We start from the raw sequence: 24,875 nt of genomic DNA on the forward strand, positions 1-24,875 counted from the left end.
CGCTATTTGAAATCTTTCAATCCATGCCCCTGCAAGAGTGCCTATGGCCCGGCTTTCTGGCGTTTGTTGCCGTCATTCTCGTATTCGACCTCTTCGTTCTTCACCGTAAAGACCATGTGATATCCGGCCGGGAAGCCTGCATGACGGTCGCAGGCTACGTGACGCTCGCCATGATTTTTGCCGGCGGTGTGTTTTATTTCGCCGGAGCTCAGCGCGGTTCGGAATTCCTGACGGGCTATCTGGTCGAGCAGTCGCTGTCGCTCGACAACATCTTCGTCATTGCGTTGATCTTCGCCTATTTCAAGGTTCCGCCGGAAGCGCAGTATCGCGTGCTGTTTTACGGCATCGTCGGTGCGATCGTCATGCGTCTGTCGCTGATCGTGCCCGGCGTGAAACTGGTCGACAAATTCTTCTTCATCGGAATGGCGCTTGGCGCATTGCTCGTCTTTTCGGGCTACAAGATGCTTGTCTCGCGCGAGGAAACCATTGATCCCGGCGACAGCCGGATCGTCAAATGGCTGCGCAGGACAGGCCGCGTGACCAGCGAGTATCAGGGGTCGAAGTTTTTCGTCTGGCGCAACGGGCTGCTCTACATGACGCCGCTCTTCGTCGTGCTGGCGACCGTCGAATTGACGGACCTCGTCTTCGCCGTCGACTCCATCCCCGCCGTCCTTGCCATCTCCAACGATCCTTTCATCGTCTTTTCGTCCAATGTCTTCGCGATCATGGGGCTCAGGGCGCTGTTCTTCGTGCTTTCGGGCATGATGCGCGAGTTCCATCTGTTGAAGATCGGGCTTTCTCTGGTGCTGATCTTCATCGGCTGCAAGATGCTCCTGGCGCATTTCTACGAGATCCCGTCGGTCGTCGCACTCCTGGTCACCATGGCGCTGATCCTGGGGTCGGTCGCCGCCTCGGTGCTGACCCGCGAGAAGAGTTCATCGGAAGCCAGGTGATCGCGCTGGGCCCATGACGGGCCCTTGACGGGGCCATGACTGGGATGTGCACGCTTCCCGCCATTTGTTGCGGTTTGGCAACAGTCTCGTAAGAAGCTTTCCGCTATAGCACTGGCCGACGGTCTTGCCCCGTTGCCGCCATAATGGACTCGCACGGCATAGGCTGTCGGCGGCGCGTATGGAGCGCGCGGCGTCAGGAACAAGCCGCGGGACAGAGCGGCAGAGCACAATATGGACGCGAAAGCGATATCGAAGGCCAGACTACCCAGCAGGCATGTCACGGAAGGCCCCGCTCGCGCGCCGCACCGGTCCTATCTCTATGCCATGGGGCTATCGCAGGCGGAGATCGCTCAGCCGCTGGTCGGCGTGGCGAGTTGCTGGAACGAGGCCGCGCCGTGCAATATTTCGTTGATGCGCCAGGCCCAGGTGGTCAAGAAGGGCGTGGCGGCCGCGAAAGGCACGCCGCGCGAATTCTGCACCATTACCGTGACCGACGGTATCGCCATGGGCCATCAGGGCATGAAGGCGTCGCTGGTGTCGCGCGAGGTCATCGCCGACTCGGTCGAACTGACCATGCGCGGCCATTGCTACGATGCGCTGGTCGGCCTGGCCGGATGCGACAAATCCCTGCCCGGGATGATGATGGCGATGGTGCGCCTTAACGTCCCCTCGGTCTTCATCTATGGCGGCTCGATCCTGCCCGGCAGCTACCGCGGGCGCGAAATCAGCGTGCAGGACGTGTTCGAGGCGGTCGGCCAGCACTCGGTCGGTACGATCAGCGACGACGATTTGCTTGAGATCGAGCAGGCGGCCTGTCCTTCGGCCGGCTCGTGCGGGGCCCAGTTCACCGCCAACACCATGGCCACCGTGGCCGAGGCGATGGGCCTCGCGCTGCCATATTCATGCGGCGCGCCGGCACCCTATGAGATGCGCGACAGGTTCAACTTTGCGGCCGGCGAGAAGGTGATGGAACTCATCGCCAGGCAGATCCGCCCGCGCGATATCGTCACCCGGAAATCGCTCGAAAACGCCGCCGCCGTCGTCTCCGCTTCCGGCGGCTCGACCAACGCGGCGCTGCATCTGCCGGCTATCGCCCATGAGGCAGGCATCGAGTTCGATCTGTTCGACGTCGCCGAGATCTTCAAGCGCACGCCCTACATCGCCGATTTGAAACCGGGCGGCAAATATCTCGCCAAGCACATGTTCGAGGCCGGCGGCATACCCTTGCTGATGAAGACCCTGCTCGACAATGGCTATCTGCACGGCGATTGCCCAACGGTGACAGGCCGCACTTTGGCCGAAAACATGGAGCATGTTGCCTGGAACGATGAACAGGATGTTGTGCATCCGGCCTCGAGGCCCATCACGAAGACCGGCGGCGTCGTTGGTCTGAAGGGTAATCTTGCGCCGGAAGGGGCGATCGTGAAGGTCGCCGGCATGGCGGTACTGAAATTCTCGGGCCCGGTGCGCTGTTTCGATTCGGAGGAAGAGTGCTTCGAGGCGGTCTCGAAGCGCCTCTACAAGGAAGGCGATGTGCTTGTGATCCGTTATGAAGGGCCGAAAGGCGGTCCGGGCATGCGCGAGATGCTGGCGACCACGGCCGCCCTATACGGACAGGGCATGGGCGGCAAGGTGGCGCTGATCACCGACGGTCGTTTTTCGGGTGCCACGCGCGGGTTCTGCATCGGCCATGTCGGCCCGGAAGCTGCTGCCGGCGGACCCATTGCCCTGTTGAAGGATGGCGACGTCGTCACCATCGACGCCGTCGCCGGCACCATCGACGTTGCCCTGGACGACGATGAACTGGCAAAGCGCGCCAAGGCGTGGAAACCGCGTGAGACGGACTACGAAAGCGGCGCGATCTGGAAATATGCGCAAACGGTAGGTTCTGCGCGCGACGGGGCGGTGACGCATCCCGGTGGCGCAAAAGAAAAACATTGCTATGCCGATATTTAGATCATTCAGAATGATGATGCTGCTTGCAGCCGTGGCCGGGACCTTCGCTGTGACGGCTCCGGCGCGGGCTTTCGATCCGCAATCGCTCAAGGAGAAGGACCGGAGCCCCTGGGCGGTGTTCCGTTTCGGCTTCAGCGCCTACAAGCAGGGACACAAGGACCAGGCAGTCGAGGCCTATCGCTACGCGGCCGAGAACGGCCAGATCGGCGCGCGCTGGAAACTGGCGCGCATGTATGCTGAGGGCGACGGGGTCGAGCGCAACGATTACGAGGCCTTCAAGGCGTTCACCCAGATCATCCGTGAGGACGTCGAGCCCGGCAGCGCTGAGGAAAGCTATGTTTCGGACGCGCTGGTCGCGGTCGCAGGCTATCTGCGCAGCGGCATTCCGGGCACGCCGGTCGAGGCGAACCCGCTTGAGGCGCAGGAATTCTACATGCGGGCCGCCGCGACCTACCGCAACCCGCAAGCACAGTACGAGATCGGCCGCATGTTCCTGAACGGGGAAGGTGTGAAGTCCAATGTTCAGCAGGCGGGCCGCTGGCTGCAACTGGCGGCCGAAAAAGGCCATGCCGGCGCGCAGGCGACGCTCGGCAACCTGCTCTTCCAAAGTGGCAAGGTCGTCAAGGGTCTCGCAATGATGACTTCGGCCCTCGAGATCGCCGGCCCGAGTGACCAGGGCTGGATCCGCGGCATGCAGGAGCAGGCCTTCGCGCTGGCCGGAGAGTCCGATCGCCGCACCGCGATTGCCCTGGCGCAGACCTATGTCCAAAACGGGATTGAGTGAGGTCCCTACGGGCGGCCGGGTAGAATTCAGTCAGGACGCGGCTTCGCCACAGAATCTGCAAGGGCCACAGAATCTGCAAGGGCCACAGAATCTGCAAGGGATTGCGCGGTGGCCACGGTCGATCTCGCGGGATCCGATGGCGCGAGGCTGAGCGGACATCCATCCTGCAGCTTCTTCCACGATGAATTGTTGAGCACCTTGCCGCATCGGGCGAGAAGCTTGCCGTCCGGCAAGGTGAGACAGGCGACCGCACCCTGCTCGTAGCGCGTGCCGTTGGCCGCGCACTGGCAATCGGCTGCGGCGGGCAATGTGCCCGCAAACGCTGCCGTGGTCAGGAACAGCACCACGCCGGTAAGCGGTTTCATGTTGGAATAATATCACGGCCGTGCGCGCACGGCCATCGACGCGCGCCAGGTCAATATGCCGGAACATGTACCTTTCGCTCAAACGTCACCGTTTGAGCGGGACATGTTCAGGCAGCCGCGGCCAGATCGAGCTCGACCGTGACGGGGACATGATCGGAAGGCTTTTCCCATGCCCTGACATGCTTTTCGATGCCCGCACCGACGAGCCGGTTGGCGGCTTCCGGCGAAAGCATCAGATGATCGATGCGGATGCCGTTGTTCTTTTGCCAGGCTCCGCCCTGATAATCCCAGAAGCTGTAGAGACCGGTCTGGTCGTTTGCCGCGCGCACGGCATCGGTGAAACCGGTCCAGGCGAGTTTTCGCAAGGCGCCGCGGCTTTCCGGCTGAAAAAGTGCGTCGTCCAGCCATGCGTCCGGATTCTTCGCATCCTCCGGCTCGAGGATGACATTGTAGTCGCCGGCCAGCACCAGCGGTTCTTCGAGCTCGAGGCGCGCATCGGCCCAGTCCTGCAGACGCTTCATCCAGCCGAGCTTGTACGGAAACTTCTCGCTGCCGAGCGGATTGCCGTTCGGCAGGTAGAGCGAGACGACCCGCAGCGCGCCCTTGTCGGTGGAAAACACACCTTCCATGAAACGCGCCTGCTCATCGCTGTCGTCGCCGGGCAGGCGGCGGATGACCTCGTCGAACGGCTGTTTCGACACGATCGCCACGCCGTTGAAACCTTTTTGGCCATGTGTCTCGACATTGTAGCCGAGCGCTTCGATCTCGAGCCGTGGAAACTGCTCGTCGACCGACTTGATCTCCTGCAGGCAGGCAATATCGGGCTGGCTGGCGCCGAGCCACTCGACGAGATTGTCGATCCGCGCCTTCACGCCGTTGATGTTCCAGGTAGCGATTTTCATGAAAGCCTTGTCTGTCTTTCAAAATGAACTTGATGGTCGACGGCGCGCGTTTCGGGGATGCTCCGTGATCCCCGACAACAAAGACAAAACAAGGGGCACGTTGCATCAGAGGGGTTGCACAGCATGACAGACACGTCAATCAGTTCCGACGAGCGGAGCGCGGATCTCAAACTGCTCCTGAAGGATCCTGACTACACGCCGCCATTGGCGCAGGCCGTTCCACTCGGCATCCAGCACGTCATGGCCATGTTCGTTTCCAACGTCACGCCGGCCATCATCGTGGCCGGCGCAGCGGGCTTCGGATTTGGTTCGAACTCGCCGGATTTTCCCAATCTCATCTACATGATCCAGATGTCGATGCTGTTTGCCGGCATTGCGACACTGTTCCAGACCATCGGCATGGGGCCGGTTGGCGGGCGACTGCCCATCGTGCAGGGCACGAGCTTTGCCTTTCTGCCGATCATGATCCCGATCGTCGCCGGTCAGGGGCTGGCCGGCATGGGCGCGCTGATGGGCGGTGTCGTCATCGGCGGAATTTTCCATTTTATCCTGGGCAGCTTCATCGGACGGCTGCGCTTCTGCCTGCCGCCGCTGGTCACCGGCCTGATCGTTCTGATGATCGGCCTGGCGCTGATCAAGGTCGGCATCCAGTACGCGGCCGGCGGTGTGCCACTGATCGGCAAGCCGGAATATGGCAGCCTGGCCAATTGGAGCGTGGCCCTGGTCGTCGTGGTCGTTACGCTCCTGCTGAAATTCTTCGCCAAGGGCATGTGGTCGATTGCCGCTGTTCTGCTCGGCCTTATCGCCGGCTATGTGGTGGCGCTCGCCATGGGCATGGTGAGCTTTGACAATGTCGGCGGTGCCGGATGGGTGGCGCTGCCCGTGCCGTTCATGTGGGGATTTGATCTGAGCGCGGCCGCCATAATCGGCATGTGCTTCATGGCCGTCATCTCCGCCATCGAAACGGTGGGCGACGTCTCCGGCATCACCAAGGGCGGGGCCGGGCGCGAGGCGACCGACAAGGAGATTTCAGGCGCTACCTATGCCGACGGTCTGGGCACCGCGATCGCCGGCATCTTCGGCGGTCTGCCCAACACGTCGTTCAGCCAGAATGTCGGCCTCATTTCCATGACGGGCGTCATGAGCCGCCATGTCGTCACATGTGGCGCCATCTTTCTCATCGTCTGCGGCCTTGTCCCCAAGATCGGTGCGATCATCTCCACAGTGCCGATCACGGTGCTTGGCGGCGGCGTGATCGTCATGTTCGGCATGGTGTGCGCGGCCGGCGTCAACATGCTGTCGGAGGTCGACTGGAACCGCCGCAACATGGTCATCTTCGCCGTCTCGCTGTCGGTCGGACTGGGGCTTCAACTCGAGCCGGGCGCGCTGCAGCATCTGCCGCAGACAGTGCAGATCCTGCTGACCTCGGGACTTCTGCCCGCGGCGGGACTGGCCATCGTGCTCAATCTGGTCCTGCCGCAGGAACTCGATTGAGAACTGCCAATGAAGAAGCCGTCCCTTGGGACGGCTTCGCACTGTCGGATCTGTCCGGCTTCAGATGGAAAAGCTGGTGCCGCAGCCGCAGGAGGCGACGGCGTTGGGGTTCCTGATCTGGAAGGACTGGCCCATCAGGTCGTCGACGAAATCGATCACCGAGCCGCCCATATAGACAAGCGAGATGTCGTCGATCAGCACCGTGGCGCCGTTCTTCTCGAACGCCGTGTCGTCTTCGCTGCGCTCGTCCACCAGATCGAACTTGTAGGAAAAGCCCGAGCAGCCGCCGCCCTCGACCGACACGCGCAGCGCCGTCTTGTCGGGTTCGCCCGCAATGATCCTGGCGATCTGGTTGGCAGCCGCGTCGGTTACCTCAACGCCCTTCATGGAAATCTTCGCATCAGCGCCCATGGCGTCACCTTGCATTCGCATTCCACCAATAGGTATGAAGCGGTTTGATGCAAGTCAACCGGTGGGTTATGGCGAAAGAGCGCGAAGGGTTGGGCGACATCGGCTTCGGCTACCGGCCGCGCGCCGTTTACGCCTGCGATCCGGCCCGATCGCGCGGACGGCTGGCTGCGGAGCCCGAAAGCCCGACCCGCACGCCCTTCCAGCGCGACCGCGACCGCATCATTCATTCCACCGCATTCCGCCGCCTGAAGCACAAGACGCAGGTCTTCGTGGCGCATGAGGGCGATCACTATCGCACGCGGCTCACCCACACGATCGAGGTTTCGCAGATCGCCCGGGCCCTGGCGCGTTCTCTCCATCTCGACGAGGACCTGGCCGAAGCGATCGCCCTCGTTCACGACTTCGGCCATACGCCCTTCGGCCACACGGGCGAGGAGGCGCTCAACGAGAAGATGGCGCAAGCCGGCGGATTCGAGCACAACGCCCAGTCGCTGCGCATCGTCACCAGCCTGGAGCGCCGCTATGCCGAATTCGACGGGCTGAACCTGTGCTGGGAAACGCTGGAGGGGCTGGTCAAGCACAATGGGCCGCTGGTCGATGGGCGGGGCAGGGGTCTCAAGGGGCCGGTGCCAGATGCCATCCTGGAGTTCGATGCCCGCTTCCCGATCGATCTTGCCTCCCATGCCTCGCTGGAGGCGCAGGCCGCGGCCATTGCCGACGATATCGCCTATGACACGCACGACATCGACGACGGCCTGAGATCCGGGTTGCTGACGCTCGAAATGCTGCAGGATGTGCCGTTTTCGGCCGCGATATTGGGCGAGGTGCGCGAGCGCTATCCCGGCCTCGACCCCGTGCGCACCGGCCACGAACTCATGCGGCGCCAGATCACCCTTATGGTCGAGGATGTCATTTCTACCGCCCGGCAGGAACTGAACGCATTGAAGCCGCAGGGCCCCGACGATGTCAGGGCGGCGGGCCGGACGATCATCCGTTTCGGTGATCAAATGGCGGGCCAGGAGAAGGTCCTGAAGAGCTTTCTTTTCAGTAACATGTATCGCCATCCTGATGTGATGGCCAAGCGGGCCCATGCCGAAACCATCGTCAAGGAACTGTTTGACGCCTATCTCGACGACCCGCGCGCCATGCCGCGGGACTGGCGTGACCTGCCGGCCGACGCCGCGCGGGCCGAGCGCATGCGCCATGTGGCCGATTTTCTGGCCGGAATGACCGACAATTTCGCCATAGACGAGCATCGCCGTCTGTTTGACCATACGCCGGATATGGGGTAGGCGGTGGCGCGCCCCCTGGGGCGGCCTCTCCAATCCGGAAGACGACTGATGAATATTTTCGCCGATTTTCACGAGCGGATCAAAAACGCAATCCTTTCGCTCGGCCTGGAGGCTTCGGACGGGAGAGCTCTCGATTTCACGCGCATGACGGTCGAGCCGCCGCGCGATTCCAGCCATGGCGACCTGGCCACCAATGCCGCGATGGTCCTGGCCAAGGCCGCAGGGCAGAATCCGCGGGCGCTCGCCGAGCAGATCGCGGAGAAGCTGCGTGGCGAACCCGATGTGGCCGATGTGACGATTGCCGGCCCCGGTTTCGTCAATCTCACGCTCGATCACGGATTTTGGCAGGCGCAGCTGCGCGACATGCTGGCGGCGGGAACCGACTACGGGCGCTCGACGATCGGCAAGGGGCTCAGCGTCAATGTCGAATATGTCTCGGCCAACCCGACCGGGCCGATGCATGTCGGCCATTGCCGCGGCGCCGTGGTGGGCGACACGCTGGCCAATCTGCTGGCTTTCACCGGCCACCAGGTGACGCGCGAATATTACATCAACGATGCCGGCGCGCAGATCGACGTCCTGGCCCGCTCGGTGATGCTGCGCTATCGCGAAGCGCTCGGTGAGAATATCGGCGAAATCCCGCCCGGCCTTTATCCGGGCGAATATCTGATCCCGGTCGCGCAGTCATTGCTCGGGGAATACGGCTCCGGCTTGCTCGGCATGGCCGAGGACAAGGCGCTGGAGATCGTCAAGGATCGGACGATCGAGGCGATGATGAAGCTGATCCGCGAGGATCTGGCGGCGCTCAACGTTCATCACGACGTGTTCTTTTCCGAGCGCTCCCTTCACGCCGGCAATGGCGGCACGATCCGTTCGGCGATCAACGACCTGACGCTGAACGGGCATGTCTACAAGGGCAAGCTGCCGCCGCCCAAGGGCCAGAAGCCCGAGGACTGGGAGGATCGCGAGCAGACGCTGTTCCGCTCCACCGCGGTCGGAGACGACATCGATCGTCCGCTCATGAAGTCGGACGGTAGCTTTACCTATTTCGCCGCCGATGTGGCCTATATGAAGGACAAGATCGGACGCGGCTTCGATCACCTGATCTATGTGCTGGGCGCCGACCATAGCGGCTATGTCAAGCGGCTGCAGGCGCTCGCCAGGGCGCTTGCCGGCGAGAAGGTGGAGCTCACCGTGCTTCTGTGCCAGTTGGTCAAGCTGTTTAGGGACGGCGAGCCGGTGCGCATGTCGAAACGATCCGGCGATTTTGTCACATTGCGCGAGGTGGTCGACGAGGTGGGGCGCGACCCGATCCGCTTCATGATGCTTTATCGCAAGAACGACGCGCCGCTGGATTTCGACTTTGCCCGGGTGACCGAACAGTCGAAGGACAATCCCGTCTTTTACGTCCAGTATGCGTCCGCGCGCACGCATTCGGTGTTCCGGCAGGCAGCCGAGCAGTTCGGCGAGGGCTCGTTCGACCGCGCTTCGCTGGCGGCAGCAGCCGAAAAGCTGACCGACGACGCCGAGATTGCCCTGGTCAAGAAGCTTGCCGAGTATCCGCGCATGATAGAAGCGGCGGCACTTGCGCTCGAGCCGCACAGGATCGCATTTTACCTTTATGATCTTGCCAGCGCCTTCCATGCATTGTGGAACCGTGGCACCGATAATCCGGACTTACGTTTTCTTAAGGTTAATGATCGAGAATTGACATATGCCAGACTCGGGCTGGTGCAAGGTGTTTCCGACGTCGTGACGTCAGGCCTAGCGCTCTTGGGTGCCGATGCGCCGAAGGAGATGCGCTAAGGTTCGCGGAAAGTAACTGTCACCTTTTGCCCACAATGCGCTGGTAGTGGCCAAACTTTCGCGGCGTCGCCGGCGCCCCGACCGAGTGTGAGTGCGGGAAGAAGCATGGCAGATCATGGTCAGCTCAAAGTAAAGCAGGACATCGATTCAGTGGACGACGATCCGCTGGCCGAACTGACGCGGATCATGGGCCTGGCGCCCGATGGCAAGACTGAAGATCAGCAATTCGACGATTTCGGTATCGATCTCGAACAAGAGTTGCTTGGTGCATTTGATGCCGAGGCGCCGTCGGATGCGGCCGCGCCCGATCAGTCTGCGCTTGCCGAGCCGTCCATCCCCGCCGCGAGTCCCGAAGAAATTGATCAGTCTGGCAGCGAGGTCCATGCCGATCCGCTCGATCAGGCGATGGAAGCCGAGTTTTCCAGCATGCTGGAGGACGAACTGGCATCCGACGGACTGGTGTCAGAACCTTCAATCGGGCAGCCGACGGTCGATGAGGCGACATCTGCGGCCGGCGCGGCGCCGACCGACGTGACGGCTTTCGATGCTGCCCAGCCTCACGAAGATGCGGTAGCGCCTGAAGACAGTCCCGCGCTGCAGGCCGACGAAGAATTCCTCGATCTGGATCTCGACTTCGATGCGGGTCTGGAAGGAAGGCAAGCCGAGCCGCATCAGGCGGATGTGGCGGCAGAGGCGGAGCCGGCCTGGCAGGCGAACGCACAGCTTGAGACGGGCGAGGCGGCGCAAGCCGCGAGCGCTGCGGAGAGCCCGGAGGCAATGCCCGCGCCGAGCCTCGAGGACGAGCTTGCGGCGTTGCTTGGCGGCAATCTGGCAGGCCCTCCCGTTTCCGATCAGGAGACATCGGCGAATGCCGGGTTCGACGAGCAGCCTGCTGCGGCTGAGGCGTTGGCGTCCGAGGACCGTGTGGCAGGCGAGGCCGAGGATGCGCTGTCGGCGTCGCATCACACGCCGAACGAAGTGTTTGGTGCCGAATCGGCCGATACCTGGCCCGATACCTGGAATGGCGACAGTGTCGCTGATCCGCTTCAGACGGCGCCGCCGGAGTTGTCCGGCGAGGACGCCTTGTATCGCGGCGTTGAATCGACCGATCCCGTCGACCATGCCGCTTCTTTCCCGGCCGACGAGCCGGCAGCCGAACTCGAACTGGTAGATCAAGCGGCGTTGAATGAGCCGCATGTCGAGGCCGAGCCGCAATCGGCGCAGGATCCGTTCGCCGAATTGGCAGCCATGGCCGAGGCGACCGCCTCGCGTGCATCGATCGGTTATGGAAGCTTGACACGCAGGCTCAGGGAAGAAGCGCGTGAGCCGGCGCCGGACGATCTGGAAAACGGCTCCGTGGCGAGTGACGAGGAACACGAGCCGGACGCACTCGACGTCATGCTGGGCCAGCAACCGGATTATGATGGCGCCCACCGTCGCCCAGCGTCCGAGGAGGCCGGGGCTGCGTCACTCGACGCACAGGACTGGTCCAGTGCGGGCGATCCGTTGCCGCAGCCGATGGCCGAGGCGGAAGTCTCTCTGCCCGATACGTCGGATGGCGATCGGCAGCCCGGCTTCGGCGATATGGGTGATCCCGGCGAGCCGGTGCAAACGAACCGGGACGAGCCGGCCACATTCGACACTCGGCTGGACCAGCAGTCTTCTGCATTCGATGACGCTCACCTTCGTACGGAGCCTGGGGAAGCCCCGGCTGGTGCTCACTACGAGCAGAGCTGGCCGGATGCGGGCGATCCCTTCCATCAGCCGGCCGCAGAAGCCGCGGCGTTTGCGCCGAATGCGTTGCACACCGACAGGCAATCCGCGGCCGAGGCTATCGGTGAGCCCGGCCGCGCCGAGCAGCCAACCTGGGATGACTACGGTCCGGATCTGGAGACCGTCGAGATACCGGAAGGTCGGGTCGAACTGACGGATGAACTCGATCTGCCGGATATCGGCTTGCCGGACGAGTCGCCGCCGCCGGCCACCGACGACGAACTTGAACTGCAGCTTGCCTCGATCTTCGACGATCCGCAGGCCTTGAAGCCCGCTTCCATGGGAGCCGGTGTGCCGCGCGAGGAAGCGCGCGGCATCGAGGTTGCGGCAGCGGCGCATGCCGGCGCTCCGATCGACGCCGACGCGGCCGCCGCAATGGCCCGCACGGAGCAGGCTGGCGCCCATGCCGGTCTCGACGCTGGCGATGACTGGCTGGCGGCGGACCTGGATGATTTTTCGGTCAGCCCCTCAGACCTTGAGGATTCCGCTCCTCAGCCATCCGTTGCCGCAATGGACCCGGCTCGCCAGGAGACCGGTCATCGCCGCGGCCTGATCGTTGCGGGGCTCGTGGCTGGTGTCGCCATTGTCGGCGGGATCGCGGCATATGCCTTCTCCTCGGGTGGCGGCGGCTCCGATGGCGCGCCCGTTCTGGTCAAGGCCGATCCCGATCCCGTCAAGGTACGGCCGGAGCAGCCGGGTGGCGTGACGGTGCCGAACCAGGACAAGATCGTCTATGAACGCGTGGCGGGCGGCACCCAGGACGCTCCGACGCAGGAAAGGCTCGTGGCGAGCAGCGAGGAACCCGTTGATCTGTCTGCGCGTGGTTCGAACCAGGCGGGCGAGCCGGCAGCTACGGCGCCGCAGATGAGCGAAAGCGGCAAGTCGGAGGCGCGCATCCTGCCGGATGATACGCCGCCTACGCCCGTCAATGCCGATGAGGTGGCGGCTGTGGCGCCGCGCGTCGTCCGCACCATGGTGGTCAAGCCGGACGGCACGCTTGTTCCGCGCGAGGAACCGGCGGCGCCAACGCCGGCTCCGCAGTCGGCCGCACAGGCCATGACGACAGACGACGCCGCTGCTGCACCGTCAGCGTCCGATACCGGATCGCTTTCCAACCAGGCGAATGCAGCCTCGGTTGACGGCTCATCAGCCGGCGACCAAACGGCCGGCACATTGTCTGGATCCGAAAATGCAGCCGACGGTCAGCAGAATGCGGCCAATGGCGATCCCGCAACGCCGGATTCGGTCCCGGTCGTCCCGTCCCGCCCGTCCGAACAGCCGGTCGATATTGTCGGTGAGAGTGTACAGGTTGCCGCTACAGACCCGAGCGAATGGTCGATGCAGATCGCTTCGCAGCCAACGGCAGAGGGCGCGCAGGCTTCCTACGCCAACCTTTCGCAGCGCTATGCCAGCGTCCTGAACGGCCGTGGTGTCAACATCGTCAAGGCCGAGATCGAGGGCAAGGGCACCTATTACCGCGTGCGCATTCCTGCTCAGTCGCGCGACGCGGCGATCGACCTTTGCGAGCGTTACAAGGGCGCTGGCGGCAACTGCTTCGTGGCACGCTGACGGTTCAGTTATGGGCTGAAATGGATCTGGCCGCCCGCGAGGGCGGCCTTTTCATTTTTGAACGCACGTGCAGATGCCGCGTCGAGGCGGTATTGTGCATGATATGAGCGAATCACTTTCCAAGGCGATGATCCTCGGTTGCGCGGGCACGGAACTGAGGCCCGACGAGCGCGCCTTCTTTTGCGACGAGCGGCCCTGGGGCTTCATCCTGTTTGCCAGGAATGTCGGCGATGCCGGGCAACTCGGCAGCCTCGTTGCATCTATGCGCGATTGCGTCGGCCGGCCCGATGCGCCGGTGTTCGTCGATCAGGAGGGCGGCCGCGTGCAGCGATTGCGCCCGCCCTTGGCGCCCGACTATCCGCCGGCCGCGGCGCCTGGGGCGGTCTTCGCCCGGGATCGTGCGGTCGGACTGCGGGCCGCCTGGCTGATGTCGCGTCTGATGGCTTTCGATCTTGCGCGCGTCGGCATATCGGCCAATTGTCTGCCGGTGCTCGATGTTCCTGTCGAAGGAGCGCATGACGTGATCGGGGCGCGGGCCTATGGGCATGCTCCCGAAACGGTGGCCGCCATTGGCCGCGCGGCGGCCGACGGGCTTCTCGCTGGTGGCATGATGCCGGTTGCCAAGCATATGCCGGGACACGGCAGGGCCTTTGCCGACAGTCATCTGTCGCTGCCCGTCGTCGACGCTCCGCTCGAGGCATTGCGGGAGCGCGACTTCCTGCCCTTCCAGCGCTTGAATGATCTTCCTGCGGCCATGACGGCGCATATCGTCTTTTCGGCCGTCGATGCGCAGCGGCCGGCCACGACGTCGCCGACCGTCGTCAACGACATCATCCGCGGCGAGATCGGCTTTGACGGGCTTTTGCTCAGCGACGATGTCTCGATGAAGGCGCTTTCTGGGGATTTCTCCGAGAAGGCGCGCGCAATCCTTGCGGCGGGCTGCGATGTGGTCCTTCACTGCAATGGCGTGATGGAGGAGATGAGGGCCGTTGCCTTGGAAGTGCCGGAACTGGCTGGCAAGGGACTTGAGCGGGCGCAAGCGGCGCTGGCAGCCGTCGGCCCGGCGGATGATGCGGATGAGAGCGCCTTGCGCGCCGAATTCGCCCAATTGTTCGAGAGCGTTGCATAGAAGCGGTTCAGGATTGGGAACAAGTCGAAATTGAGCGGCGCGAGCACGAAACCGAACGACACGGAAACGCCGATGGAGCGGCTGTGGGCGGAGCGCGAAGAGGCGCAGGACCCCACGCGGCCGGCGCTCGTCGTCGACGTGTCGGGTTTTGAAGGCCCGCTGGACCTGCTTTTGCATCTGGCCCGCAATCAGAAGGTCGACCTCGCGCGCATCTCCGTCCTGGCCCTGGCCGAGCAATATCTGCGTTTTGTCGAGGAAGCCCAGCGGTTGCGGCTGGAGATCGCCGCCGACTATCTGGTCATGGCGGCGTGGCTGGCCTACCTCAAATCGAAGCTGCTGATTCCCAAGCAGGAGAGCGAGGAGGGCGAGAGCGGCGAGGAGATGGCCGCCATCCTGCAGTTCCGCCTCAAGCGGCTGGAGGCCATGCGCGATGCCGCCGCCCGGTTGGTCAACCGCAACCGGCTCGGGCGCGATGTCATGGCCCGCGGCATGCCCGAGGCCGTCGTTCTGGAACGCCGGACCGAATATTCCGCCACGCTCTATGATCTCCTGACGGCATATGCCGCGCAGCGCCAGCGTCAGGCGGTCAGCAATGTTCGCATTGCCAAGCGCAATGTCTGGTCGCTGCAGGACGCACGCGCCATACTGACCCGGCTGGTCGGTCAGATGAAGGATTGGACGGCGCTCGACCAGTTTCTGATCACCTATCTGACCGGGCCGGAAGAACGTGCCACCGCGATCGCGAGCTCCTTTGCCGCGTCGCTCGAAATGGTGCGCGAAGGTGCACTCGAGGTTCGCCAGAGCGGGCCCTTCGAGCCTCTTTTCATGCGCGCCCGGCCGAAGGACCGCGAAACCCGAGAGGCAGCCAATGTCTGAGAACGGCAATCTGGCCATGGTCGACTATGACGACGAAGAGGCGGGCCTTGCCGGCTCGACGGCGCCCGAGAACCCGGCCGAGCGTCTGCATCTGGCCGAAACCGTGCGCATGGCGGAGGCGATCGTCTTTGCATCCGCCGAGCCGGTGACCGACAAGGCCCTAGAGATGCGGCTTCCCGAAGGGGTCGACGTGCCGGCGGTGATGGACGAGTTGCAGCGGCAATATGAAAAGCGCGGCGTCAACCTGGTCCGCATCGCCGATGCCTGGGCATTTAGGACGGCCGGAGACTTGTCGTTTCTCATGAGCCGCGACGCGGTGCAGCAGAAGAAGCTGTCGCGCGCCGCGCTCGAAGTCCTGGCCATCATTGCCTATCACCAGCCCGTCACCCGCGCCGAAATCGAGGAAGTGCGCGGCGTCGAGACCTCCAAGGGCACGCTCGACACGCTTTTGGAGAGCGGCTGGGTGCGCATGCGCGGGCGCCGGCGCACGCCCGGCCGGCCGATCACATACGGCACCACCACCGCGTTTCTCGACCATTTCGGCCTGGCCGAATTGCGCGATCTTCCGGGTATGGAAGAGCTCAAGGGCGCGGGGCTGTTGTCGGCGCGCATGCCGTCCAATTTTGCCGTGCCCATGCCGCCGGCCGATCCCGATGAACTGACCGAGGACGAAGACCCGCTGACCGACCTCGATCTCGAGGACCTCGGCCTGTTGACACCGCGCGGCGGGGATGATTGACCGAATTCCAGCGGCGGCCTTGCGAGGCCGCAATTCCTCGCGGCGCTGGTAGGCATGGCGAACAAGACAACACATTCAGCCGAACGGCCTGAACAGGCGACGAGGCCGCCAGCCGGCGTGACCTTTGCCGCACGACTGACATTCGAGAACATCTTTCACAGTTACGGCAATGGCGCGGCGACGCTCGACGGTGTGTCGCTCTCGGCAGAACCGGGGGAGGTCCTTTGCCTGCTCGGCCCGTCCGGATCGGGCAAGACGACGCTGCTTCGTATCGCCGCCGGCATCGAAGCGCAGACACGCGGCCGCGTGCTTCTCAACGATCGCGAGATCGCCGGACCCAACGTATTTCTGTCGCCCGAGAAACGCTCGATCGGCCTCGTCTTTCAGGATTTCGCGCTCTTTCCGCATCTGACGATCCTCGACAATGTGCGTTTCGGCCTGACGGCCCTGTCAGGCGCGGAGACCATGGACGAAGCCCGTCTGGCGCTTTCGCGCGTCGGCCTTGAACACCATGCCGGATCCTATCCGCACATCCTTTCGGGCGGGGAGCAGCAACGCGTGGCGCTGGCGCGCGCGCTGGCGCCGCGTCCGGCCGTGCTGTTGCTGGACGAACCTTTTTCCGGTCTCGATTCACGGCTCAAGGACAGCGTGCGCGCCGAGACGTTGGCCATCCTTCGCCAAAGCAGGGCCACGGCCATCGTCGTTACCCACGATGCCGAGGAGGCCATGCGCATGGGCGACCGCATCGCGCTTTTGAAGGATGGACGGCTGAAGCAGTTGGGACCGGCGGAGGAGCTGTTTCAGGCGCCGTCGGACCTTTTCGTGGCCGGCTTCTTTTCCGAGCTCAACCTGTTTCGGGCCCGCGTCCGCTCGGGCCGCGCCGAGACCCCCCTGGGGGTGTTTGACGCCCATGGCCTGCCCGATGGCGCCGATATCTCCGTGGCAGTGCGACTTTCGGGCATCGAGGCGCACGAAAACGATGGCGATGTCGAGGCAAGGGTGATATCCCGGCGGTTCCTTGGGGAGACTGAGGCACTGGAGTTCGCCGTCGCGGGAGCCGACAACCCCGTCAGGGCGCGGATGCGCCGCGGCGCACTGGCGTCGCAGGCGCGTGACGTCTGGCTGACTGCTCGGCGCTCCGATGTGCTGATGTTTGAAAGAGGCGGCGAAAGCGCCTAAATCAGGTTACTGGATAGGTTCGAAAGAGGATTATCATGGGTTCCTTCTCGATCTGGCACTGGCTCATCGTACTGGTGGTCGTGCTGCTTCTGTTTGGGCGCGGCAAGATCCCCGAATTGATGGGCGACATGGCCAAGGGTATCAAGAGCTTCAAGAAGGGTATGTCCGAGGACGAAGAGGCGGATACGTCGGGCAAGACCGTCGAGCATCGCAACGACGAGACTGTGACGTCGGGCAAGGAAAAGACGTCCAAGTCCTGACCTGTAAGCCAGGCATGGACAGCATGTATTGGCCGCATTCGCCGGAAGTTTGAGTCATGTTCGATCTTGGCTGGCCCGAAATGCTCGTGATCGCGATCGTACTGATCGTGGTCGTTGGGCCTAAAGACCTGCCGCGCATGCTGCGCAGCTTCGGGCGGACCACCGCCAAGATGCGCACGATGGCCGGCGATTTTCGCAAGCAGTTCGACGAGGCGCTGAAAGAGGCCGAATTGGAAGACGTCAAATCGACGATCGATTCGGCGCGCAAGCTCAATCCGGCCGGCGAGCTCAAAAAGGCGCTCAACCCGATGGAAAAGGCCGCCTCTGACCTGAAGGCGGGCCTCGACGACGTGATGAAGCCCACGGCGCCGAAGAAACAGGACGCAACGGCATCCGACAAGCCGGCTGAGACGGCGGGCACGTCAAAGGCGTCGGGCGAGGCATCGTCCGCCGGTGCGGCCGATGCGAAGGTGACATCCGGCGGCAAGGGATCGGGGTCCACTTCCACCAATAAGCCCGCCGCAACAGCCAAAAGGCCGGCCGCAGCTGCCAAGAAGCCGGGCCCAGCCAAGAAATCGACCGCGACGACCAGGAAGCCGAGCGCGCGCAAGAAAACCTCCGGGACCGCCACGTGAACGTTCACCGCAACGACGACGACGAGATCGACAAGTCTTCCGCGCCGCTGATCGAGCACCTGGTCGAGCTGCGCTCGCGCCTCATGTGGTCGATTGGCGGATTCTTCGTCGCTTTCCTGTTCTGCTTCTTCTTCGCCAAGGAGATCTTCAACCTGCTGGTCATTCCCTTCCAGTGGGCGACCGGTTGGGCCGGTCTCGACGCCACCAAGGTGGACCTGATCTACACCGCGCCGCAGGAATTCTTCTTTACCCAGATCAAGATCGCCATGTTCGGCGGCCTCGTGCTGGCGTTTCCGGTGATTGCCGCGCAGATCTACAAATTCGTCGCGCCAGGGCTCTACCGCAACGAACGCGGGGCCTTTCTGCCGTTCCTCATTGCCTCGCCCATCCTGTTTCTGATCGGCGGTGCGCTGGTCTATTTCTTCTTCACGCCAATGGTCATGTGGTTCTTCCTGTCCATGCAGCAGGTCGGCCCCGACACCGAAATCCAGATATCGCTCCTGCCGCGCGTCTCGGAATATCTGGGTCTGGTCATGACCCTGATCTTCTCCTTCGGCCTTGTCTTCCAGTTGCCCGTCGTCACCACGCTGATGACGCGTGTCGGGCTCTTGACCGCCGCAGGCCTTGCCGACAAGCGCAAATATGCCATCGTCATCGCCTTCGTCGTCGCGGCCGTTTTGACGCCGCCAGACCCGGTGAGCCAGATCGGCCTCGCCCTGCCGACGATCCTTCTCTATGAGATTTCGATCTGGCTGGCGCGGCGCGTCGAGCGCAACCGGGCGCGGACCGAAGGCGAGAGCGCCGAGACGGCTGAAGAGACCTCCGAAACGGATGAAAGCGCATCGTCCTGACGCGCCGGCCGGATAGCGGCGCCTGCGCTATTCGGCCTTGCCTCCATTTCGATTGCGGTTTACCCCGTCATCGTCTTCTCCGAGCAACGCCCGGGGAAGGGCACTTTCGTGCTTGTCCCGCCTGGATGGTGGGCGGCAGGCGCGATATTCGCCAACGCATCACTTCGAGGATCAGAGTCCGCCATGCTCGACATCAAATGGATTCGCGAGAACCCGACCGCCCTGGCCGATGCGCTTGCAAAGCGTGGCTCCTCGGCGGAGCAGGCGCGCTCCACGGTCGACGGCCTGATCGCCATGGACGAGGCGCGCCGGGCGCATCTCGTCAAGCTGCAGCAGGCGCAGGAGCGCCGCAACGCGGCGTCGAAGGAGATCGGCAAGGCGATGGCCGCCAAGGACCTGGAGCTGGCCGAGAAGCTGAAGACCGAAGTGGCCGAGATCAAAGGCTTTATCCAGGACGGTGAGGCGAGGGAGCGCGAACTCGACGCCGCGTTCAACGGCGCGCTCGCCGTCATCCCCAATGTGCCGCTCGACGACGTGCCGGTCGGCTCCGACGAGAGCGACAATGTCGAGATCCGGCGCGTCGGCAAGCCGAAACGTGCCAACGCCGCAAAGGAGCATTACGAGCTCGGCGAGGCCATGGGACTGATGGACTTCGAGCGCGCTGCCAAGCTCTCGGGCAGCCGCTTCACGGTCTTGAAGGGCGAGCTTGCCCGGCTGGAGCGCGCGCTCGGCCAGTTCATGATCGACCTGCACACGGTCGAGCACGGCTATCAGGAAATCCAGCCGCCGCTTCTGGTGCGCGACGACGCCTTGTTCGGCACCGGACAACTGCCGAAGTTCGAGGAGGATCTGTTCCGCACGCACGAGGGCTTTTGGCTCATCCCCACTGCCGAGGTCCCGCTGACCAATCTGGTGCGCGAGGACATTCTCGACGGCGAAACGCTGCCGCTGCGCTTCACCGCGCTCACGCCCTGCTTCCGCTCCGAGGCCGGCTCGGCCGGCAAGGACACGCGCGGCATGCTGCGCCAGCACCAATTCTACAAGGTCGAACTGGTCTCGATCACCGACGAGCAGTCCTCGCTTCAAGAGCACGAGCGCATGACGCAATGCGCCGAGGAAGTGCTGAAGCGGCTCGGCCTGCCATACCGCACCATGGTGCTTTCGACCGGAGATATGGGTTTCGGCGCGCGCAAGACCTACGACATCGAGGCGTGGCTGCCCGGCCAGAACGCCTATCGCGAGATTTCGTCCTGTTCGGTGTGCGGCGATTTCCAGGCACGGCGCATGAATGCGCGTTACCGCGCCGCCGGCGAAAAGCAGACACGTTTCGTCCATACGCTGAACGGGTCGGGAACGGCGGTCGGCCGAGCCTTCATCGCGGTGATGGAGAACTACCAGAACGAGGACGGATCGGTCACAATTCCTGAAGCATTGCGCCCCTATATGGGCGGCGTGGAAAAGATCGGCGGTTAGGTGACGTCGATCGCCACCGACAGGATATCGAAGGACAAGACATTGCGCATACTGCTGACCAATGACGACGGGATTCACGCCGAGGGCCTGGCGGTGCTGGAGCGCATCGCCCGCACGCTGAGCGACGACGTCTGGGTGGTGGCGCCGGAGACCGACCAGTCGGGTTTCGCCCATTCGCTGTCGCTGTCGGAACCGCTCAGGATGCGCGAGCTCGACGATCGGCATTTCGCGCTTCGCGGCACGCCGACCGACTGCGTCATCATGGGGGTCAGGAAGATCCTGCCGGAGCCGCCGGACCTGGTCCTGTCGGGCGTCAATTCCGGCTCCAACGTCGCCGACGACGTGACCTATTCGGGCACGATTGCCGGCGCCATGGAAGGCACGTTGCTCGGCATCCGCTCGCTGGCCCTGAGCCAGGCCTACAACGTCTCCGAAGAAGGCCGGATCGTGCCCTGGCATGTCGCTGAGGCGCTGGCTCCGGCACTGCTTGAAAAGCTGATTGCGGCGGATATGCCGGCGGGCACCTTCCTCAACGTGAACTTTCCCAATGCCGATCCGGAATCGGTTCCCGGAGCACGGGTGAGCCGGCAGGGCAAGCTGGTGCACGGGCTGTGGATCGACGAGCGCCGCGACGGGCGAGGCTTTCCCTATTACTGGCTGCGTTTCGGTCGCGAGCCGGTCGAGATCCGCGAGGGCACGGATCTGGCCGCGCTGAAGGAGAAATACATCTCGGTGACGCCGCTGCAACTCGACCTGACGGCACATGCGCTGCTGCAGCCATTGGAGAAGGCCCTGGCATGATTGCGCCTGCCGACGAGCGCGAGTGCCTGGCGGCGTTTTACTTGCGCATGCGCGCCAGGGGGATCGAGAACAGGCCGTTGGTCGCGGCGGTGGAGGCCGTGCCGCGGCGCAACTTCGTGCCGGCGCAATGGCGCGACGTGGCGTGGTCGGACCGCATGATCCCGATCGAATGCGGCGAGGTGATCGAGGGCATCGACCTGCAGGCGGCCATTATCCACGCCCTGCAGATCGAGCCCGGCCATCGTGTGCTCGAAGTGGGCACCGGTTCGGGCTACACGGCCGCCTTGATGTCGAAGCTGGCGACGCGGGTGACGACAGTCGACCGCTACAAGACGCTGACGGAACTGGCGCACCACCGCCTCCAGGCGCTCGATATCGACAATGCGCTGGTGCGCCAGGCCGATGCCTCCAACGGCATGCCGGGCGAGGGCCCCTTCGACCGCATCGTCTGCTGGGCCGCATTCGACGGCATGCCCCGGCCTTTCGTCGACCTACTTTCCTCCAACGGCGTGATGATCGCGCCGATCGGTCCGGGCGAGGGCGAGCAGACGCTGGCGCGGCTGACCAAGGTGGGTAGCCGTTTCGACCGTCAGGACATCGGGGCCGTTCGTCTTCAACCGCTTACACCGGGCGTGGCCGCGGCAATCTGAGATGTGTCCCGCCGACTGCGATCGGCGGAAAAATCATTGAATCACCAGACCTTAACGGCCCGGTAATATTAACGCGCTTTAATCTCCCACGTATCGGTAACGAGTAACGCGAGTAGTGCGATGCGGTTCGGGAACTATGGCGTCAACCGACGCGGGCTGTCACGTCTTGCTGCCATATTGGCGACAAGCTCATTCCTTGCCGGGTGCAGTTCGGGCGTTGCGCGCTTCGAAAACGATGTCTACGCCACCTCGGCCTCCAGCCAGTCCGCAGTCATGAGCGCTTCGGCGAACCAGGCCTATTCCGCCAGTGCCGGTCTGGCGCCGGTGGACGCGACCCGTACGGGTTCGATCAATCGCGCCACCGTCCTGCCTCCGGCCGATCTCGGCCCGGCGCGGGGTGCCGCTCCTGTGGCCGTCGCCGGTTCGCAACTGCCAGCGCCAATCTCCGCTACGGGGGCGGTCAACACAGTTTCCGCCGCGCGGGCGCCGGCCCTGGCCCCTGTCGCCGGCGCGGCGCCGGCAGCAGGCGTGTCGCAGAATGGCGTGCAGGTTGCCGCACTGCCTTCGCCGGTTGGAGCGCCCGCAGCGACCTCGCCGGCCGGCAGCCAAGCCACGAGCACTTCCGGCGGCAGCCACGTTACGGTGCGTCAGGGCGAGACGCTCTACGGCCTTTCGCGCCGCTTCGGTGTGCCGGTTTCGGCAATCGTCGCGGCAAACGGGCTTTCCTCGGCCAACGCGCTCGCCGCGGGCCAGACGATCGTTATCCCGGGCAGCGGCCAGCCGGCCGGTGTGCCGACGCCGGAGCCGGAAGCCGCCGCCAATGTGGCCGTGGCGATGACGCAACCCGAAACGGGCGCTGTGCTGCCGAGCAATGGCGTGCCGATGCCGAGTTCGGCGCCCGATCAGACTGTTGCCGTCCTGCCCGAAACGCCGCGGCCCAAGGAGCGCGCGAGCGCATCCGAGCGAACAGCCAACGCGGATGGACAGAATGCTGGAAGCGCGGCCACCGGTCGGCAGCCGGCCGAAGCGAAGGAAGTTCGTGTCGTGCGGGCCGAAGACGACGAGGATGTCACGCTGACCGCCTATGCGCCGCCGCGCCAGGCCGAAAGCGTCATCGAGGAAACCCAGGCCGGCGCCGCGCCGAATGCGACCGGGGTTTCGGGCATGCGTTGGCCGGTGCGCGGACGCGTGGTTGCCGGCTACGGCCAGACTGTCGGCTCCAAGCCGAATGACGGCATCGATATCGCCGTTCCGGAAGGCACATCCGTCAAGGCGGCCGAGAACGGCGTGGTCATCTATGCGGGCGACAGCCTGAAGGAGTTCGGCAACACGGTGCTGGTGCGCCACGAGGACGGCATGGTGACCGTCTACGGCCATGCCAGCAAGCTGCAGGTGGCACGCGGCGACAAGGTCAAGCGCGGCCAGGAGATCGCACTCGCCGGCATGTCGGGTTCGGCGGACATGCCGAAACTGCACTTCGAAGTGCGCAAGGACGCCACGCCGGTCGATCCGTCGAAGTATTTGGAATAGGCATCAGGGGAATAGGTCGACACCCCTCCCTGCAGTGGTACTACCTTACTCCAGCTTCTGTCCCAGCCGGCCGGCAAGATCCTGCACGAACTGCCAGGCGACCCGGCCGGATCGCGCTCCACGCGTGGTCGCCCATTCGAGCGCCTCTGCGCGGACGTCTTCCGGATCGGCCCTGAGCCCGTAATGACGCACATAGCCGTCGATCATTTCCAGATAGTCGTCCTGCGAGCATTTGTGGAAGCCGAGCCAGAGGCCGAAGCGGTCGGACAATGACACCTTTTCCTCGACCGCCTCGGCCGGGTTGATCGCCGTCGAGCGCTCATTCTCGATCATGTCGCGCGGCAGCAGATGGCGGCGGTTCGACGTCGCGTAGAAGATGACGTTGTCCGGCCGGCCTTCCACTCCGCCTTCGAGCGCGGCCTTGAGCGACTTGTAGGACGTGTCGTCATGGTCGAACGACAAATCGTCGCAAAACAGGATGAAGCGGTGCTTCGCCTCGCGCAGGATGGCGAGCAATCTTGGCAGCGTCGCGATGTCTTCGCGATGGATCTCGATCAGTTTGAGCGGGCGTGTGCCGGCCTCGGCGTTGATGGCGGCGTGTGCTGCCTTGACCAGCGACGATTTGCCCATGCCGCGCGCACCCCACAGAAGAACGTTGTTGGCGGGCAGTCCCTCGGTGAAGCGTTTCGTGTTGTCGACCAGGATGTCGCGCACGCGGTCTACACCCCTGATCAGGTCGATCTCGACGCGGTTGACGTGCCGCACCGGCTGCAGAAGGCCTTCGGCGGGCTCCCAGATAAAGCAATCGGCCCGGTCGAAATCGGCCTGCGTCTGTTTCGGCGGGGCCATTCTGCCCAACGTTTCGATCAGCAGATCCAGTTTTGCGCCAAACGTCTGAATGTCGTCCTTGTCCATATTCGATCGCTCTTCATTTCATGCCGCAGGTCGCGTTCGGCTGTAGCATGCAAGACAGTCGGCCAAAAGCGCCGTGGTATCGGTTGCATTGGCGCGGCGAGCGACTATATTCCGCCCACCTTTTCGCGGGGGCCACAAGCGGGTCCGGGCACGTATTTTCAGGAGACATCAATGTTTGCAACGCCGGCATTTGCCCAATCTGCCACGGGCGGAACGCCCGACATGCTGATCAGCATCCTTCCTTTCGTGCTGATCTTCGTCATCATGTATTTTCTGATCATCCGGCCGCAGCGTCAGCAGGTGAAGAAGCGCCAGGAGATGTTGACCGCCATCCGCCGGGGCGATTCGGTGGTCACGGGCGGGGGACTCTTGGGCAAGGTGACCAAGGTTATCAACGACACCGAGCTGGAGATCGACCTCGGCGGCGGCATGAAGGTCACTGCATTGCGCGGAACCATCGCCGAGGTTCGGGTCAAGGGTGAGCCGGTCGCCAACCAGAACTCCAAAAAATAATCGGATTTGGGGCGTTGAA

Annotated in this window: 23 protein-coding genes; 19 read left to right on the plus strand and 4 right to left on the minus strand. The window is 63.7% G+C overall.

Going from position 1 to position 24,875, the window contains the following annotated elements; genetic code table 11:
* Positions 1–23 precede the first annotated feature (23 nt).
* From GM909_RS20865 to GM909_RS20875, 3 genes are all read left to right on the plus strand, one after another.
* Positions 24–953 carry a TerC family protein gene (locus GM909_RS20865; RefSeq protein ID WP_235912003.1) on the plus strand — a complete coding sequence of 310 codons (930 nt, stop codon included), beginning with the start codon at positions 24–26 and terminating at the stop codon, positions 951–953.
* Between the two features lie 231 nt (positions 954–1,184).
* Complete coding sequence (gene ilvD / locus GM909_RS20870) at positions 1,185–2,909, plus strand: dihydroxy-acid dehydratase (protein WP_157019153.1); 1,725 nt, start codon at positions 1,185–1,187, stop codon at positions 2,907–2,909.
* The gene (locus GM909_RS20875; protein ID WP_157019154.1) at positions 2,896–3,693 is read left to right on the plus strand and encodes a tetratricopeptide repeat protein; all 798 of its coding nucleotides are present in this window, start codon (positions 2,896–2,898) and stop codon (positions 3,691–3,693) included. The genes ilvD and GM909_RS20875 overlap by 14 nt, the downstream gene beginning before the upstream one ends.
* Positions 3,694–3,719: 26 nt before the next feature.
* Here GM909_RS20875 and GM909_RS25840 read toward each other — a convergent pair whose 3' ends face one another.
* Both GM909_RS25840 and xth read right to left on the minus strand, forming a co-directional pair.
* Entirely contained in the window at positions 3,720–4,058 is a 339-nt protein-coding gene (locus GM909_RS25840) for a hypothetical protein (RefSeq protein ID WP_198174333.1), read from the minus strand.
* 107 nt (positions 4,059–4,165) lie between these two features.
* Entirely contained in the window at positions 4,166–4,960 is a 795-nt protein-coding gene (gene xth, locus GM909_RS20885; protein WP_157019155.1) for an exodeoxyribonuclease III, read from the minus strand.
* Between the two features lie 123 nt (positions 4,961–5,083).
* Here xth and GM909_RS20890 point away from each other — a divergent pair, with 123 nt between their 5' ends.
* Positions 5,084–6,454 carry a uracil-xanthine permease family protein gene (locus GM909_RS20890; protein WP_157019156.1) on the plus strand — a complete coding sequence of 457 codons (1,371 nt, stop codon included), beginning with the start codon at positions 5,084–5,086 and terminating at the stop codon, positions 6,452–6,454.
* A gap of 60 nt (positions 6,455–6,514) precedes the next feature.
* Here the strand turns inward: GM909_RS20890 and erpA are convergent, their stop codons facing one another.
* Positions 6,515–6,865, minus strand: coding sequence for an iron-sulfur cluster insertion protein ErpA (gene erpA / locus GM909_RS20895; RefSeq protein WP_157019157.1), 351 nt, complete (start codon positions 6,863–6,865; stop codon positions 6,515–6,517).
* Between the two features lie 47 nt (positions 6,866–6,912).
* On the opposite strand from erpA, the gene GM909_RS20900 reads away from it, so the two are divergent.
* The 14 genes from GM909_RS20900 to GM909_RS20965 all read left to right on the plus strand — a co-directional run bounded on the left by GM909_RS20900 (position 6,913) and on the right by GM909_RS20965 (position 23,428).
* Positions 6,913–8,157: a deoxyguanosinetriphosphate triphosphohydrolase gene (locus GM909_RS20900; RefSeq protein ID WP_235912005.1), complete on the plus strand. Its 1,245-nt coding sequence runs from the start codon at positions 6,913–6,915 to the stop codon at positions 8,155–8,157.
* 48 nt (positions 8,158–8,205) lie between these two features.
* Positions 8,206–9,963 carry an arginine--tRNA ligase gene (argS, locus tag GM909_RS20905; protein ID WP_157019158.1) on the plus strand — a complete coding sequence of 586 codons (1,758 nt, stop codon included), beginning with the start codon at positions 8,206–8,208 and terminating at the stop codon, positions 9,961–9,963.
* Positions 9,964–10,068: 105 nt separating this feature from the next.
* The gene (locus GM909_RS20910) at positions 10,069–13,305 is read left to right on the plus strand and encodes an SPOR domain-containing protein (protein WP_157019159.1); all 3,237 of its coding nucleotides are present in this window, start codon (positions 10,069–10,071) and stop codon (positions 13,303–13,305) included.
* 103 nt (positions 13,306–13,408) lie between these two features.
* Positions 13,409–14,434, plus strand: a complete 1,026-nt coding sequence (gene nagZ / locus GM909_RS20915; RefSeq protein ID WP_157019160.1) for a beta-N-acetylhexosaminidase — start codon at positions 13,409–13,411, stop codon at positions 14,432–14,434.
* A 72-nt stretch (positions 14,435–14,506) separates the two neighbouring features.
* Complete coding sequence (locus GM909_RS20920) at positions 14,507–15,310, plus strand: segregation and condensation protein A (protein ID WP_157019190.1); 804 nt, start codon at positions 14,507–14,509, stop codon at positions 15,308–15,310.
* Positions 15,311–15,326: 16 nt separating this feature from the next.
* Positions 15,327–16,049, plus strand: a complete 723-nt coding sequence (gene scpB / locus GM909_RS20925; protein ID WP_407941334.1) for an SMC-Scp complex subunit ScpB — start codon at positions 15,327–15,329, stop codon at positions 16,047–16,049.
* Between the two features lie 54 nt (positions 16,050–16,103).
* Positions 16,104–17,228: an ABC transporter ATP-binding protein gene (locus tag GM909_RS20930; RefSeq protein ID WP_157019162.1), complete on the plus strand. Its 1,125-nt coding sequence runs from the start codon at positions 16,104–16,106 to the stop codon at positions 17,226–17,228.
* Positions 17,229–17,263: 35 nt separating this feature from the next.
* A complete protein-coding gene (locus GM909_RS20935) occupies positions 17,264–17,488 on the plus strand; it encodes a twin-arginine translocase TatA/TatE family subunit (protein ID WP_157019163.1) in 225 nt (74 codons plus the stop codon).
* A 56-nt stretch (positions 17,489–17,544) separates the two neighbouring features.
* Positions 17,545–18,123 (plus strand): Sec-independent protein translocase protein TatB, encoded by a 579-nt coding sequence (gene tatB / locus GM909_RS20940; protein WP_157019164.1) that lies wholly within the window; start codon positions 17,545–17,547, stop codon positions 18,121–18,123.
* Complete coding sequence (gene tatC, locus GM909_RS20945; protein WP_157019165.1) at positions 18,120–18,974, plus strand: twin-arginine translocase subunit TatC; 855 nt, start codon at positions 18,120–18,122, stop codon at positions 18,972–18,974. Before tatB ends, tatC begins: the two co-directional genes overlap by 4 nt.
* 183 nt (positions 18,975–19,157) lie before the next feature.
* Entirely contained in the window at positions 19,158–20,447 is a 1,290-nt protein-coding gene (serS, locus tag GM909_RS20950) for a serine--tRNA ligase (protein WP_157019166.1), read from the plus strand.
* Between the two features lie 42 nt (positions 20,448–20,489).
* Entirely contained in the window at positions 20,490–21,248 is a 759-nt protein-coding gene (gene surE, locus GM909_RS20955) for a 5'/3'-nucleotidase SurE (RefSeq protein ID WP_157019191.1), read from the plus strand.
* Positions 21,245–21,898 (plus strand): protein-L-isoaspartate(D-aspartate) O-methyltransferase, encoded by a 654-nt coding sequence (locus GM909_RS20960; RefSeq protein ID WP_157019167.1) that lies wholly within the window; start codon positions 21,245–21,247, stop codon positions 21,896–21,898. The genes surE and GM909_RS20960 overlap by 4 nt, the downstream gene beginning before the upstream one ends.
* Before the next feature lie 120 nt (positions 21,899–22,018).
* Entirely contained in the window at positions 22,019–23,428 is a 1,410-nt protein-coding gene (locus GM909_RS20965; protein ID WP_157019168.1) for a peptidoglycan DD-metalloendopeptidase family protein, read from the plus strand.
* Between the two features lie 45 nt (positions 23,429–23,473).
* On the opposite strand, the gene GM909_RS20970 is transcribed toward GM909_RS20965, so the two are convergent.
* Positions 23,474–24,343 (minus strand): ATP-binding protein, encoded by an 870-nt coding sequence (locus GM909_RS20970; protein WP_157019169.1) that lies wholly within the window; start codon positions 24,341–24,343, stop codon positions 23,474–23,476.
* 171 nt (positions 24,344–24,514) lie between these two features.
* On the opposite strand from GM909_RS20970, the gene yajC reads away from it, so the two are divergent.
* Positions 24,515–24,856 (plus strand): preprotein translocase subunit YajC, encoded by a 342-nt coding sequence (gene yajC, locus GM909_RS20975; RefSeq protein ID WP_157019170.1) that lies wholly within the window; start codon positions 24,515–24,517, stop codon positions 24,854–24,856.
* Positions 24,857–24,875: the final 19 nt, after the last annotated feature.

Origin of the sequence: Mesorhizobium xinjiangense (assembly GCF_009749525.1) — a bacterium.
GTDB classification, from domain to species: Bacteria; Pseudomonadota; Alphaproteobacteria; order Rhizobiales; family Rhizobiaceae; genus Mangrovimarina; species Mangrovimarina xinjiangensis.

Bases quoted from the DNA above. Each gene is read 5' to 3' on its own strand.
- GM909_RS20865 (WP_235912003.1), top strand. From the start codon at position 24: ATGCCCCTGCAAGAGTGCCTATGGCCCGGCTTTCTGGCGTTTGTTGCC.
- ilvD (WP_157019153.1), top strand. From the start codon at position 1,185: ATGGACGCGAAAGCGATATCGAAGGCCAGACTACCCAGCAGGCATGTC.
- GM909_RS20875 (WP_157019154.1), top strand. From the start codon at position 2,896: ATGCCGATATTTAGATCATTCAGAATGATGATGCTGCTTGCAGCCGTG.
- GM909_RS25840 (WP_198174333.1), bottom strand. From the start codon at position 4,058: ATGAAACCGCTTACCGGCGTGGTGCTGTTCCTGACCACGGCAGCGTTT.
- xth (WP_157019155.1), bottom strand. From the start codon at position 4,960: ATGAAAATCGCTACCTGGAACATCAACGGCGTGAAGGCGCGGATCGAC.
- GM909_RS20890 (WP_157019156.1), top strand. From the start codon at position 5,084: ATGACAGACACGTCAATCAGTTCCGACGAGCGGAGCGCGGATCTCAAA.
- erpA (WP_157019157.1), bottom strand. From the start codon at position 6,865: ATGGGCGCTGATGCGAAGATTTCCATGAAGGGCGTTGAGGTAACCGAC.
- GM909_RS20900 (WP_235912005.1), top strand. From the start codon at position 6,913: ATGCAAGTCAACCGGTGGGTTATGGCGAAAGAGCGCGAAGGGTTGGGC.
- argS (WP_157019158.1), top strand. From the start codon at position 8,206: ATGAATATTTTCGCCGATTTTCACGAGCGGATCAAAAACGCAATCCTT.
- GM909_RS20910 (WP_157019159.1), top strand. From the start codon at position 10,069: ATGGCAGATCATGGTCAGCTCAAAGTAAAGCAGGACATCGATTCAGTG.
- nagZ (WP_157019160.1), top strand. From the start codon at position 13,409: ATGAGCGAATCACTTTCCAAGGCGATGATCCTCGGTTGCGCGGGCACG.
- GM909_RS20920 (WP_157019190.1), top strand. From the start codon at position 14,507: ATGGAGCGGCTGTGGGCGGAGCGCGAAGAGGCGCAGGACCCCACGCGG.
- scpB (WP_407941334.1), top strand. From the start codon at position 15,327: ATGGTCGACTATGACGACGAAGAGGCGGGCCTTGCCGGCTCGACGGCG.
- GM909_RS20930 (WP_157019162.1), top strand. From the start codon at position 16,104: ATGGCGAACAAGACAACACATTCAGCCGAACGGCCTGAACAGGCGACG.
- GM909_RS20935 (WP_157019163.1), top strand. From the start codon at position 17,264: ATGGGTTCCTTCTCGATCTGGCACTGGCTCATCGTACTGGTGGTCGTG.
- tatB (WP_157019164.1), top strand. From the start codon at position 17,545: ATGTTCGATCTTGGCTGGCCCGAAATGCTCGTGATCGCGATCGTACTG.
- serS (WP_157019166.1), top strand. From the start codon at position 19,158: ATGCTCGACATCAAATGGATTCGCGAGAACCCGACCGCCCTGGCCGAT.
- GM909_RS20960 (WP_157019167.1), top strand. From the start codon at position 21,245: ATGATTGCGCCTGCCGACGAGCGCGAGTGCCTGGCGGCGTTTTACTTG.
- GM909_RS20965 (WP_157019168.1), top strand. From the start codon at position 22,019: ATGCGGTTCGGGAACTATGGCGTCAACCGACGCGGGCTGTCACGTCTT.
- GM909_RS20970 (WP_157019169.1), bottom strand. From the start codon at position 24,343: ATGGACAAGGACGACATTCAGACGTTTGGCGCAAAACTGGATCTGCTG.
- yajC (WP_157019170.1), top strand. From the start codon at position 24,515: ATGTTTGCAACGCCGGCATTTGCCCAATCTGCCACGGGCGGAACGCCC.